Source organism: Bacillus manliponensis (assembly GCF_000712595.1).
Classification (GTDB): domain Bacteria; phylum Bacillota; class Bacilli; order Bacillales; family Bacillaceae_G; genus Bacillus_A; species Bacillus_A manliponensis.
The window spans coordinates 1-12,243 of record NZ_JOTN01000040.1 but is presented as its reverse complement, the minus strand read 5'-3'; the positions used below and the strand labels follow the sequence as shown (position 1 = coordinate 12,243).

General features: G+C 37.4%; 13 protein-coding genes. 7 read left to right on the top strand and 6 right to left on the bottom strand.

Features of this window, described 5'->3' with window-relative positions:
* Nucleotides 1-188 precede the first annotated feature (188 nt).
* Nucleotides 189-869: an MgtC/SapB family protein gene (locus BAMA_RS22480; protein ID WP_034644069.1), complete on the top strand. Its 681-nt coding sequence runs from the start codon at nucleotides 189-191 to the stop codon at nucleotides 867-869.
* Nucleotides 870-1,129: 260 nt separating this feature from the next.
* The gene (locus tag BAMA_RS22475; protein WP_034644066.1) at nucleotides 1,130-2,125 is read left to right on the top strand and encodes a potassium channel family protein; all 996 of its coding nucleotides are present in this window, start codon (nucleotides 1,130-1,132) and stop codon (nucleotides 2,123-2,125) included.
* Here the strand turns inward: BAMA_RS22475 and BAMA_RS22470 are convergent.
* Together BAMA_RS22470 and BAMA_RS22465 are read right to left on the bottom strand one after the other, a co-directional pair.
* Entirely contained in the window at nucleotides 2,122-2,526 is a 405-nt protein-coding gene (locus BAMA_RS22470; protein WP_034644063.1) for a YugN-like family protein, read from the bottom strand. The two genes, BAMA_RS22475 and BAMA_RS22470, sit on opposite strands and share 4 nt — an antisense overlap.
* Nucleotides 2,527-2,615: 89 nt before the next feature.
* On the bottom strand, nucleotides 2,616-3,968 hold the full coding sequence (locus BAMA_RS22465; RefSeq protein WP_034644059.1) for a glucose-6-phosphate isomerase: 1,353 nt from the start codon (nucleotides 3,966-3,968) through the stop codon (nucleotides 2,616-2,618).
* Between the two features lie 257 nt (nucleotides 3,969-4,225).
* Between BAMA_RS22465 and BAMA_RS22460 the strand changes: the two genes are divergently transcribed.
* Nucleotides 4,226-4,459 (top strand): DUF378 domain-containing protein, encoded by a 234-nt coding sequence (locus BAMA_RS22460; RefSeq protein ID WP_034644056.1) that lies wholly within the window; start codon nucleotides 4,226-4,228, stop codon nucleotides 4,457-4,459.
* Between the two features lie 107 nt (nucleotides 4,460-4,566).
* On the opposite strand, the gene yugI is transcribed toward BAMA_RS22460, so the two are convergent.
* From yugI to BAMA_RS22445, 3 genes are all read right to left on the bottom strand, one after another.
* Nucleotides 4,567-4,911, bottom strand: a complete 345-nt coding sequence (yugI, locus tag BAMA_RS22455) for a S1 domain-containing post-transcriptional regulator GSP13 (protein WP_034644051.1) — start codon at nucleotides 4,909-4,911, stop codon at nucleotides 4,567-4,569.
* 297 nt (nucleotides 4,912-5,208) lie between these two features.
* Complete coding sequence (locus tag BAMA_RS22450; RefSeq protein WP_034644048.1) at nucleotides 5,209-6,399, bottom strand: aminotransferase; 1,191 nt, start codon at nucleotides 6,397-6,399, stop codon at nucleotides 5,209-5,211.
* Nucleotides 6,396-6,890 carry an Lrp/AsnC family transcriptional regulator gene (locus BAMA_RS22445; protein WP_034644046.1) on the bottom strand — a complete coding sequence of 165 codons (495 nt, stop codon included), beginning with the start codon at nucleotides 6,888-6,890 and terminating at the stop codon, nucleotides 6,396-6,398. The genes BAMA_RS22450 and BAMA_RS22445 overlap by 4 nt, the downstream gene beginning before the upstream one ends.
* Before the next feature lie 111 nt (nucleotides 6,891-7,001).
* Between BAMA_RS22445 and BAMA_RS22440 the strand changes: the two genes are divergently transcribed.
* The 3 genes from BAMA_RS22440 to BAMA_RS22430 all read left to right on the top strand — a co-directional run bounded on the left by BAMA_RS22440 (nucleotide 7,002) and on the right by BAMA_RS22430 (nucleotide 10,530).
* A complete protein-coding gene (locus tag BAMA_RS22440) occupies nucleotides 7,002-7,970 on the top strand; it encodes a 2-hydroxyacid dehydrogenase (protein WP_034644043.1) in 969 nt (322 codons plus the stop codon).
* Nucleotides 7,971-8,316: 346 nt separating this feature from the next.
* Nucleotides 8,317-9,480, top strand: a complete 1,164-nt coding sequence (locus BAMA_RS22435) for a DUF418 domain-containing protein (RefSeq protein ID WP_034644041.1) — start codon at nucleotides 8,317-8,319, stop codon at nucleotides 9,478-9,480.
* A gap of 228 nt (nucleotides 9,481-9,708) precedes the next feature.
* A complete protein-coding gene (locus BAMA_RS22430) occupies nucleotides 9,709-10,530 on the top strand; it encodes an alpha/beta hydrolase (protein ID WP_034644038.1) in 822 nt (273 codons plus the stop codon).
* Between the two features lie 149 nt (nucleotides 10,531-10,679).
* Here BAMA_RS22430 and BAMA_RS22425 read toward each other — a convergent pair whose 3' ends face one another.
* On the bottom strand, nucleotides 10,680-10,931 hold the full coding sequence (locus BAMA_RS22425) for a DUF1871 family protein (protein ID WP_034644035.1): 252 nt from the start codon (nucleotides 10,929-10,931) through the stop codon (nucleotides 10,680-10,682).
* A 114-nt stretch (nucleotides 10,932-11,045) separates the two neighbouring features.
* Between BAMA_RS22425 and BAMA_RS22420 the strand changes: the two genes are divergently transcribed.
* Entirely contained in the window at nucleotides 11,046-12,230 is a 1,185-nt protein-coding gene (locus BAMA_RS22420; protein WP_034644032.1) for a MalY/PatB family protein, read from the top strand.
* Nucleotides 12,231-12,243: the final 13 nt, after the last annotated feature.

Below are 12,243 nucleotides of genomic sequence, written 5' to 3'. Positions count from 1 at the left end.
TTTTAATTTCTTTTTTGTCGTTTCTGCTGTTCCGCATCAGCGACGGTTATTAATATATCATGGTGATTTTCGAAATGCAACACCCTTTTAAAACTTTTTTTAAAAAAGTAACCAACTTTCTTTTCTCCTACCATATACTTAACTATCAAACCTTTTCTCATACATTCCTTCAAGGGGGGATAGAGGTAATGGAGCATATGGATTTACTGTTAAAACTAGGGCTTTCTGCTTTTTTAGGATTCATTATCGGCCTAGAACGTGAACTAAGAAGGAAACCACTCGGACTAAAAACATGTTTAGTTATTTCTATTATTAGTTGCTTACTTACCATCGTCTCTATTGAATCTGCTTACATTCTCCCAAGCCCTGATCACATTCGAACAGATCCTCTCCGCTTAGCTGCTCAAATTGTATCTGGCATCGGTTTTCTAGGGGCGGGAGTGATTTTACGTAAAGAAAACAACAGTATTGCTGGTTTAACTACAGCTGCCATGATATGGGGTGCTTCTGGAATTGGCATTGCAGTTGGTGCTGCATTCTACTTAGAAGCAATTGCTGGCGTCCTATTTCTAATGATTAGCGTTGAACTTATTCCATTTGCAATGGGGATTTTTGGCCCAAAAACACTTCGCCAACGAGAGATTTCCATCAAAATCACCGTCGGGAGTATGCAAGATATTCCAATTGTTATTGAAGATATTAAAAATATGGGCATTTACGTTAAAAATATGAAGCTAAAAACATTAGAAAACGAATTACACTTTTTACAAATGAAATTAGCAATTGATCAAAAAATGCGAACAGCTGATGTTTATTACGATATTCAGCAACTAAGTAGTGTAAAACAAACAGAAATTGAAAGTATTTAAACTCATCTTTTATTCGGATGAGTTTTTCTTTTTGTTTTATTTGGTAACAATGATAGAACCACACAAAAAGGTGACAAAACGATTAGTTTCATATAGTAACAATCCCCTTTTAGTTAAGAGATTACTCTCTCCTTTCTCTCGGTGACTACAATTTAGTTATTTGAAAACGAGGAGAGTTATTGAATAATACCGAAAAACTTTTCTTCTAATTCATAAAGATTTAAAAATTCATACCAACGTACATAAGAAGGAGTATACATATGAATGAAAAGAATAGCATTATAGATATTTTTCGAGGTTCTATCATTTTGCAACTTGTTCTTCTTATTTCTTTACTCAGTGTTGTATCTGGCTTTGTCATTCACCATTTAGAAAAAGAAGCATTTCCAACATGGTTTGACGGCGTATGGTGGGCGATTGTCACCATCTTTACTGTCGGTTATGGCGACTTTGCTCCTCAAAGTGTACCGGGAAAGTTAGTTGGAATAGCTCTCATCTTGCTTGGAACAGGTTTTTGCGCTTACTATATGGTTCTCTTTGCAACTGAAATGATTAGTAAACAATATAGAAAAGTAAAAGGCGAAGAGGCTGCTTCTGCTCAAGGACATATGATTGTTATAGGTTGGAATGAGCGCGCAAAGCATGTAGTAAGTCAAATGCGTGTTTTGCAGCCTAGCTTAGATATCGTACTCGTTGACGAAACATTACCGCTTTTACCAAAAACTTTTCAACATTTGCAATTTATTAAGGGATGTCCCCACCATGACCGAAGTTTATTAAAAGCAAATATTCGTGCTGCCCATACGATTTTAATTACAGCTGATAAGGAAAAGAGTGAAAGCTCTGCAGATACGCAATCAATCTTAACGATTTTAACAGCAAAAGGGTTAAACAAAGATATTTACTGCATTGCAGAAATGTTAACGTCTGAACAAATTCATAACGCTAGACGTGCTGGAGTAACAGAGATTATTGAAGGAAATAAATTTACGAGTTATGTCTTTACCGCTTCTCTCTTATTCCCTTCTATTTCTGGCGTCCTCTCTACGTTATATAACGAAATTACCGCAAACAAGTTACAACTTATGGAGGTGCCACGAAAGAAAATTGGCGAAACATTTACAACTTGTAGTCATGAATTATTAAAAAAGAATATTCTTTTATTGGGAATGAAGCGCGACGGTCAATATGAAATTAACCCTTCCCCTGACCTTATAATAATTGAAGGTGATATCTTTATTATTATAAAACATTAAAGAATCTGCTCTTCTAACTGTCTAACTAACCGTTCTCCGAATGTAACGTACTTTTCTTTTACTTTTCCATCTGGATCTTTCGGTTCAGCAAACTGATCAAGTGATGTAATGCTGGCTGTGAATGTGTTCACTTGGTCATCCAGTTCATTTTGATATACATGTGAGAGCACATACGGAGTGTTAAGGCGTACAACGACCTCTGGCACATCTAACTCTCCTTCTACTGCCATAAAAGGAATGCGAAGAAATTGATATCCATCTTCTTCACTTATTTTGTAATCAAAGCAGCCTTTTTCATATTCCCAGCCCCCACCAATATCATAACCAAGTGGCTTTAAGATTTGTTCGAGCTTATGAAGTTTACATGTATGTCCTTCTAACTTTGAACGAATTGGAATCATACCGTTCCTTCCTTTCTTCACATCGTTAATGTTAGCTTGTCCCATTTCATAAGAAAGGACTCAGTATATTATACTGAGTCCTTTTTACATTATTTTAAACGCTCTTCAAGCTGTGCTTTTAATTCTTCAAATCCTGGCTTTCCAAGAAGCGCGAACATGTTTTTCTTATATGCTTCTACACCTGGCTGGTCAAATGGATTTACGCCTAATAAATAACCGCTCATTGCACATGCTTTTTCGAAGAAGTACACAAGATAACCAAATGTGTATTCATTTAATTCTGGGATATTTACGATTAAGTTTGGTACTCCGCCATCGCTATGTGCAAGTAGTGTTCCTTCGTATGCTTTCGTATTGACGAAGTCAACCGTTTCACCAACAAGATAGTTTAGACCATCTAAATCGTTCTCATCTAATTCAATTGTTAGTTCATGAACAGACTTACCTACTTTTAAAACTGTCTCAAATAAATCGCGGCGTCCTTCTTGAATGTATTGACCTAGTGAATGAAGATCTGTTGAGAAGTTTGCAGACGCTGGGAAAATACCTTTTTGGTCTTTTCCTTCACTCTCACCAAATAGTTGTTTCCACCACTCAGCAAAGTATTGAAGCGCTGGCTCATAGTTCACAAGCATTTCAATTGTTTTTCCTTTATTGTAAAGGGCATTACGTACAACTGCATACTGATATGCTGGATTTGCTTCTAATTCAGAGTTTGCAAAGTCTTCACATGCTTTTGCTGCACCTTGCATCATTTCTTCAATATTTAAACCACTTACCGCAATTGGTAGTAGACCTACAGCTGTTAATACAGAGAAACGACCGCCAACATCATCTGGAATTACAAATGTTTCGTATCCTTCTTCATTCGCTAATGTTTTTAATGCACCACGCGCTTTATCAGTTGTTGCATAAATACGCTTACGTGCTTCTTCTTTTCCATACTTCTCTTCTAATAACTTACGGAAAATGCGGAAAGCAATTGCTGGTTCAGTTGTTGTACCTGATTTTGAAATGACATTAATCGAGAAGTCTTTTCCTTCTAATACATCCATTAAGTCTTTCATGTAAGTGGAGCTAATGTTTTGTCCAACAAATAGCACTTGTGGAGTTTTGCGTTGTTCTTTCGAAAGTGTGTTATAAAAAGAATGATTTAACATTTCAATTGCAGCGCGTGCTCCTAAGTAAGAACCACCAATTCCAACTACAAGTAAAATATCTGAATCACTTTTGATCTTTTCAGCGCTTGCTTGAATGCGCGCAAATTCTTCTTTATCGTACTCGTTAGGAAGATCCACCCAACCTAAGAAATCGTTCCCTGCTCCAGTTTTTTCATGGATTGCATGGTGTGATACTTTCACCGCATCACGTAAATACGTTAGTTCGTGTTCACTGATGAACGATAACGCCTTTGAATAATCAAACGTTACATGTGTGCTCATCTCTTTCCCTCCAATTATGTATATGTACTTCTTGTATTCACTTTAGCGAATCAAAAGTTATAAATCAAGGGAACGACAGATTGTAAGCGTAACCACTTTATATTTTTGTAAAAAAGGCTCCACAACGCGTTTTTCCCAGTATAGACAAGCAGACAACAAGAAAAATAATTTTAGTAGTATAAAAAAAGCAAAATGTATCCATTCTATAAGAGAAGTTCAAGAAATGGGCTTCATTATGTAAGGAGGGACATGACAAGATGAGTACTTTACAACGTATTGCATTAGTATTTACAGTAATCGGTGCAGTAAACTGGGGACTTATCGGGTTCTTTCAATTTGATTTAGTAGCAGCTATTTTCGGTGGTCAAAATTCTGCACTTGCCCGTATCATTTATGGTATTGTCGGTATCTCTGGTCTAATCAACCTTGGTCTTTTATTTAAACCGTCTGGAGAACTTGGCACACATCCAGAAACTCGTGACGTTCGCTAACTACGCGAACACTAACTTCCGACATACGAACACCATTGCTTTGCAACGGTGTTTGCTAATTTATATCATAACAATAGTAAAAGAGGATCGCAGCCCGCGGTCCTCTTTTACTTTGTTGGTTGTGATTCTTCAATCCACTCTGATAACTTTTCACGTAATGTATTAAACCCTTTAGCTGTTGGAGCTGGCACACGTACTTTTCCTTGCTTTCGTTTCGCAGCTTTTAACGACAAGCTCATCTTCCCGCTCTCTTCATCAATCGTCATGACTTTTACTTCTACTTCATCTCCGACTTTCAAAAAATCTCGAACATCTTTCACATATCCATTTGTAATTTCAGATATGTGCACTAGGCCTTGCGTTTCTTTATCCAATGCGATAAATGCACCGTAATCTTGAATTCCTGTCACTTTCCCCTTTACAACTACTCCTGTTGTATATTTGTCTGACATAAGAAACACCGCTACTTATTATATAGACGCTCTTCTTTGCCTATATCGTAGCCTCTCCTTTCTATTCGATTTTTTGTACGAACGATATACGTTTACTTACCGCAAATAGCCACAACCTAAAAACGATGACAAGTTTTGCGATACACATCTTAGCTAAATAAAGTTTCACCTTATTAGTAAATTATACCACTCACCTTGTCATCATTCAAAAATCAAGAAAAAATTTTCCTTGCCATGTATATTTTTCAAATATCGGGATAGAATACTAACACATGGCTTTCTAGTATTCCCCCCCTTTTATGGACAAAACGTATTCTGTTTTGTCCTTTTTTCTTTCTCCATAAATCGCTTCATACGTTTCATCGCTTCCATTAACTGTTCAAGCGACGTTGCATACGAACAACGAATAAAACCTTCTCCACTCTCACCAAAGACATTTCCAGGTACAACCGCTACTTTTTCTTCTAACAATAACTGTTCAGCAAACTCTTGTGAAGAGAGTCCCGTTGAACGAATAGAAGGAAAAACATAAAACGCTCCGCCAGGTACATGACATGTCAACCCCATTTCATTAAAAGATGTTGTCATAAAATTGCGACGTTTTTTGTAACTCTCACGCATACGTACAACGTCTTCATTTCCAGAGCGAAGCGCTTCTAATGCCGCAAATTGTGACATCGTTGGCGCACACATCATAGAGTATTGATGAATTTTGAGCATTAATTCTGAAAAATAAACAGGTGCTGCAATTAACCCAAGGCGCCACCCTGTCATTGCAAATCCTTTTGAGAAGCCTGAAATTAAAATCGTATGATCACGCATATTTTTAATCGCCGCAAAACTCGTATATGCTTCGTCATATACAAGCTCAGCATAAATTTCATCAGACAGTACAATTAAATTATATTTCTCAACAAGAACCGCTAATTGCTCTAGCTCTTCTTTATTTAAAAGCGCTCCTGTTGGATTGTTTGGAGAGCATAATAAAATTGCTTTCGTTCTTGATGTAATTGCTGCTTCAATATCTCCTGGCTGCACTTTAAATTCATTTTCTAGTGATGTATCAACAGAAACTGGAACACCACCCGCTAATGTAACTAACGGTGCATAAGAGACAAAGCTTGGCTCAATAATGATAACCTCATCACCAGGGTTCACAATTGCTCTCATCGCTACATCTAATGCTTGGCTTGCTCCAACTGTGACAATAATCTCATCTTTTGGGTCATAGGAAATATCAAATTGTCTTCTTAAATACGCAGCAATTTCCTCACGAAGCTCTAGTAACCCAGCATTTGCTGTATAGGCTGTATATCCTTCTTCTAATGAACGGATACATGCTTGCCTTACATTCCACGGCGTAACAAAATCAGGTTCACCAACCCCAAGCGAAATTACCCCTTTCATACTCGCTGCTAAATCAAAGAACTTTCGAATTCCCGATGGTTGCAAAGACTCAGCTGCTTTCGATAGTTCAAACTGCTTCATGGCGCCACCACAATTCGTTTATCATCATCATTTCGATCATAAACAATTCCTTCATGTTTGTATTTTTTTAATATAAAGTGCGTTGTCGTTGATACAACAGATTCAATCGTTGCTAACTTTTCAGATACGAATACCGCAACTTCTCCCATCGTTTTTCCTTCAAGTGTAATAGAAAGGTCATATGTACCTGACATTAAATAGACAGACTTTACTTCTGAATAGCGATAAATTTGTTCTGCAACTGCATCAAAACCAACGCCGTGCTTTGGTGTTACTTTTACATCAATCATCGCTGTTAATCCAGAATGTTCTTTCACTTTTGACCAATCGATAAGTGTTACATAGTCAACAATGATACCATCTCGCTCTAGCTTTTCTTTCATTTCCTGTACTTCACTTATTTCTGTATTTAACATTTTCGCTAACGTTTCTGCAGATAAACGACCGTTTTTTTCAAGACATGCTAACAATTCCATTTCTTTTTCATTCATGGATTTATCGCCCCTTATGTTTTTTCTAAATTATACAGATATTCTTTCAAGCTTGAAAAGAAGATTTTTTTTGATAATTATGGCAAAATGTAAACGAAAGGGGATAGCGCAATGAAACAAAAAGTATATATATCTGAAAAAGTTCCTGCATTTGTAGAAGAATATATCGGTCAGCACTTTGAATATGAAAAGTGGGATGGCACTGAAAAAATAACACGTGACGTCTTATTAGACAAGATAAAAGATAAACAAGGCTTACTCAACTTCGGTGCAAAGATTGACGAAGAATTATTAGACGCCGCGCCACACTTAAAAGTTGTAAGTAACATCTCTGTTGGATACGACAATTTCGATTTAGAAGCGATGAAACAAAGACAGATTATTGGTACAAACACGCCTTACGTATTAGACGATACTGTGGCAGACTTAGCATTCGCTCTTATGTTAGCCGCGGGTCGCCGCATCGCTGAACTTGACCAATATGTAAAACAAGGTGAGTGGAACGCTGAAATAGGGAAAGCTCAGTTTGGTCTTGATGTTCATCATGCAACAGTTGGCATCATTGGAATGGGTCGCATCGGCGAGGCCGTTGCAAAGCGAGCAAAATTTGGCTTTGATATGAACGTCTTATACTACAACCGCCGCCGAAAAGAGGAAGCAGAAAAACAATTTGATGCCGTGTACTGCGAATTAGATGAGCTACTACAAAAAGCAGACTATATCGTTATGCTTACACCTCTCACAGAAGAAACATATCATCTTATTGGTGAGAGGGAATTTTCTCTTATGAAAGACACTGCTATCTTCATTAACGTTTCACGCGGTGACACTGTCGATGAAGGTGCTTTAATTCGGGCGCTTCAAGAAAAGAAAATTTACGCTGCCGGCATCGACACCTTCTCAAAAGAACCGATTGAAAAAGACAATCCACTCCTATCGTTAAAGAACGTCGTTACCGTACCACACATCGGATCAGCTACATTAAAAACGCGCCATCAAATGGCGATGACTGCTGCTGAAAACTTAGTGGCAGCACTAAAAGGTGAAGAAGCGCCATACGTTGTTTCTGAATTACGTTAAGTAAGCCAGCATATTTTAAGTGATTTTGTTAGGAATGAGCTATGCATAGTGTATAGCTCATTCCTTTTTGCTTTCATGCATTTTTTATTGACCTATTTTACACCCTCTGTATAACTGCTCTTCTTTGTACCCCTGTTCATATTATTTCATTTGACAAACGCTTCATATCTTACTAGAATGAAAACTGACCATATAATCAAATTATTGTTTATTCAACCAAAAATAAGAGGGAGGTTACAAATTCTCTTACCATTTCTACTGTATCTTTCATGGCAGAACTGTCATTTGTAATGAAAGTAATTACGGAAGTTCGTAACATTTATTAAAAAACAAGGAGGCGATAACAATGTCCACCTCATTAAACTTTCGAACAACAAAAACAAAAAAACGTGCTATTTCACTCGATTTAGCTAGGGGCACCATGTTACTACTCATTGCACTCGCACATGCCCCACTCTATTTGTACACTTCCGAACCTGGACTTATGCAAAGGGTAGAAAGCATTAACTTCTTTGATCAAATCGTGAACCTTTTTGGTACATTCGTAATCGATAACCGAGCAAGAGCGATGTTTGCCGTTTTATTCGGGTACGGTTTAGTGCTTGCATTTGAAAGTCAAATTTCTAAAGGAAAAAGTGAAAAAGATTCCTTAAAAATGATAAGAAGGCGCTCCTCGTATTTGATTGCATTCGGAATTGTTTTAGCGGTCTTCATTGGAGGCCAAGATATTTTGATGGCCTATGGGATAGCCGGTCTTCTTGTAAGCTGGCTATTAATACGTGAAAGTACAACATTAATACGAACATTTATTTTTATCACTGTATTCTATATCATTATTACTCCAATATTGTGGGGCTTCAATATGCAAGAAATTGGAGATTATGGATTTGCTCCAGACGTTTCTGCCAAAGACACTTACCTAAGTACTACCATGATGAGAATGTTTGTCTTTCCAATCATCCCTATCATGATTCATTTCCTCTTCCCCATTCTTCCTTCTGTTTTAATTGGAATGTGGATTGCGAAACATCAGTTATTAACAAAGCCAGAACAACATTTAAAAACAAATTATTTCATAACCATTATCGGGTTAACTATCTCTGTATTAGGAGCATTACCTTTATCCCTTATTGGAACTGCATGGCACCCTAGTTTCTTTACTGCTGGCGTCATGAATGGAATTCACATTTTAACTGGAATTGCTGGCGGATTGGCTTATGCTGCGATTTTTGGAATCATTGGGGCAAAGTTAAAGAATCCTGGGCGCTTTGCTCTTTCTTTAATCGCATTAGGAAAGCGTTCATTAACATTCTTTGTTTGGAATGAAACAATGCTTGTTTTATTCCTATCACCAGTAGCCCTTGATTTAGGCGGACATGTAAGTAACGGTATTGCTGCCATCATTGCAGTAGGGATTTGGATTCTTTCTGTCATTTTAGCCACTGTATTAGAAAAAAAGAATTTGAATGGTCCGTTAGAAATGTTATTGAGACGATTTGTATATAGATAGGAAAAATGCCCCCAATTGTTAGACTGCTCCTAACAATTGGGGGCATTTTATATTGTCTCTCATTCTATCGGCTATTTTTTCAATTTATCAGCTATTTTCTACTCTCTTTCGGCTATTTTTTTAGTTTATCAGCCATTTCTCATTCTCTTTCAGCGATTCCTCATTTTTCCAACATAACTCCTTTCAATATGGAAATGCTATGAACAAAAATTAATGGAGTGACAAAAAATGAATCAAGAACAAAGCTACTTCACTTTTTCCACTCACGGCAATACTATTCATTACGAGTTATATGAAAATAACGGTCCAACATTTGTACTGATTCATGGCTTCCTCTCTTCTACATTTAGTTATCGCAGGTTAATCCCACTTCTACAAAAGAGTGGCACTGTACTCGCCATTGATTTACCACCTTTCGGAAAGAGTAGTAAATCGATGAACTTTACGTATTCCTATCGTAACTTAGCAACAATCATCATTGACTTAGTCGAGCATTTAAATAAAAAAGACATTATACTAATCGGTCATTCGATGGGTGGGCAAATTTCATTGTACGCAAATAAGCTACGTCCCGATTTAATCGCAAAGACGATTTTACTGTGTAGCTCTGGCTATTTGACAAGAGCAAAGCTACCGCTCATTTACTCAACATATATTCCTTATTTCTATTTATATGTGAAAAATTGGATTGTAAGGCGCGGCATCGTGCATAATTTAAAGAATGTCGTTCACGACCATTCTTTAATTGATGAAGAAATGATGGATGGATACGCTGCTCCGTTTTATGATGATAATATCTTTCCTGCTTTAACACGAATGATTCGTGACCGCGAAGGAGACTTACCAACAATGGAGCTTCGAAAGATTGAAACACCTACTTTACTTATTTGGGGAGAAAAAGATCGTGTTGTTCCCGTTGATGTTGGATATAGGCTTCATAAGGACTTACCGAACTCTCACTTTATTTCATATGAAAATACCGGACATTTATTGCCAGAGGAAAAACCGGAAGATGTGTACGAAGAAATTATTTCATTTGCAGCAAAATAAAAGAGATGACGATACAGTCATCTCTTTCTACTTATCCCGCTATTTGCGGGCTGTAAGACTTCCACCTCAAAACTTGAGAAAAAGCGAAGAAGTTTAGGCGGGAGAGTAACAGCCCGAATCTAGTTACGACTCCTAAGTGAAGTTTCACTTTATAGCGAACAACTTCCACCATCTTTTAATAATAATAGCTCTTCCGCTAACTTATGACATTTTTCAATTGCAAGCGCTTCTTCAAAGGACATGATGTAAATGTGTTGTATTTTTTTCGCAATGTATCTTGGATCGTCAAATGTACTTGCTACATAGACAACATCACTTGCCTCTGTTTCATAAAATTCTGGTCCCATGTGAAACGGATCCCAGTTCTTCACCAGCTCAATCATTTTTTCATATGTCCCCATTAACTTCCCGCCTTTTTCTAAATTTCATCTTTTCTTTATCCTATCATATCGGATATGCTAGAGAAATAAGAGAAAAAGTAGCATTCTATCCAAAAACAAGGAGGGAGTCAAAATATGAGTACATTTCATCATACAATTAATCGCCGCGGGACCGGCAGTGTAAAGTGGGACAGCCACGAAAATCAAGAATTGCTGCATGCTTGGATTGCCGATATGGATCTCAAAGTTCCTGAACCAATTCAAACTGCATTAACAGAACGTTTGAAGCACCCTGTTTTCGGATATACGTTTCCGACTGAAGAGGTAAAAGAAACCGTATGCCACTGGACAAAGTCACAGTATAACTGGGAGATTCAGAAAGATTGGATTGTCTTTAGTGCTGGTATCGTCCCTGCATTAAGTATTTCTGTACAAGCTTATACAAAAGAAAGCGACAACGTGCTTGTGCAGCCACCTGCATACCCACCATTTTTTGAAATGGTTACGACAAACAATCGTAACTTACTATACAATCCATTACAGCTAGAAAATGGCACATACAAAATTGATTTTGAACAGCTAGAGTTACAATTTCAGCAAGGTGCAAAATTAATGTTCCTATGCAGTCCACATAATCCAACCGGCCGCGTTTGGACGAAGGAAGAATTAACAAAACTTGGATCACTTTGTAATATGTATGACGTAACTGTCGTTTCAGATGAAATTCATGCTGATATTATTTTCGCTAACCATACACATACACCATTTGCCTCCCTATCAGAAGAGTTAGCAAACCGTACAATTACGTGCATCGCTCCTAGCAAAACATTTAACATCGCAGGTTTACAAGCATCCATTATTATCATTCCAAATAAAGAATTACGTGAGCGTTTCGCAGCCGTTCAATATCGTCAAGGATTTCACGGTTTAAATATTTTTGCATATGAAGCAATTCAAAGTGCGTATACAAAATGTAACGATTGGCTAACAGATTTAAAAGGCTATATGGAAGAAAATGCAGCATTTGCAACACAATTTATCGAAACACATATTCCAAAACTTACTGTTGTTCAGCCTGAAGGTACATTTTTACTTTGGATTGACTGTAGCAAGCTCGGTATTCCCGCGGAAGAACGTACGAAGCTGTTAGTCGAAAACGGCAAAATCGTGTTAGAACCGGGGGAAAAATATGGCGCTGGTGGTGAACATTTCATTCGCTTAAATATTGGTTGTCCCCGCTCTGTATTAGAAGAAGCACTTTGTCGTGTACAACGTGCATTTTCATCTGTACAAAATGGTAAAAAAAGCGTTCAGTCTTAACGACTGAACGCTT

What these genes read in the sequence shown, in the direction of transcription:
- BAMA_RS22480 (WP_034644069.1), top strand. Translation starts at nt 189, where the DNA reads ATGGAGCATATGGATTTACTGTTAAAACTAGGGCTTTCTGCTTTTTTA.
- BAMA_RS22475 (WP_034644066.1), top strand. Translation starts at nt 1,130, where the DNA reads ATGAATGAAAAGAATAGCATTATAGATATTTTTCGAGGTTCTATCATT.
- BAMA_RS22470 (WP_034644063.1), bottom strand. Translation starts at nt 2,526, where the DNA reads ATGATTCCAATTCGTTCAAAGTTAGAAGGACATACATGTAAACTTCAT.
- BAMA_RS22465 (WP_034644059.1), bottom strand. Translation starts at nt 3,968, where the DNA reads ATGAGCACACATGTAACGTTTGATTATTCAAAGGCGTTATCGTTCATC.
- BAMA_RS22460 (WP_034644056.1), top strand. Translation starts at nt 4,226, where the DNA reads ATGAGTACTTTACAACGTATTGCATTAGTATTTACAGTAATCGGTGCA.
- yugI (WP_034644051.1), bottom strand. Translation starts at nt 4,911, where the DNA reads ATGTCAGACAAATATACAACAGGAGTAGTTGTAAAGGGGAAAGTGACA.
- BAMA_RS22450 (WP_034644048.1), bottom strand. Translation starts at nt 6,399, where the DNA reads ATGAAGCAGTTTGAACTATCGAAAGCAGCTGAGTCTTTGCAACCATCG.
- BAMA_RS22445 (WP_034644046.1), bottom strand. Translation starts at nt 6,890, where the DNA reads ATGAATGAAAAAGAAATGGAATTGTTAGCATGTCTTGAAAAAAACGGT.
- BAMA_RS22440 (WP_034644043.1), top strand. Translation starts at nt 7,002, where the DNA reads ATGAAACAAAAAGTATATATATCTGAAAAAGTTCCTGCATTTGTAGAA.
- BAMA_RS22435 (WP_034644041.1), top strand. Translation starts at nt 8,317, where the DNA reads ATGTCCACCTCATTAAACTTTCGAACAACAAAAACAAAAAAACGTGCT.
- BAMA_RS22430 (WP_034644038.1), top strand. Translation starts at nt 9,709, where the DNA reads ATGAATCAAGAACAAAGCTACTTCACTTTTTCCACTCACGGCAATACT.
- BAMA_RS22425 (WP_034644035.1), bottom strand. Translation starts at nt 10,931, where the DNA reads ATGGGGACATATGAAAAAATGATTGAGCTGGTGAAGAACTGGGATCCG.
- BAMA_RS22420 (WP_034644032.1), top strand. Translation starts at nt 11,046, where the DNA reads ATGAGTACATTTCATCATACAATTAATCGCCGCGGGACCGGCAGTGTA.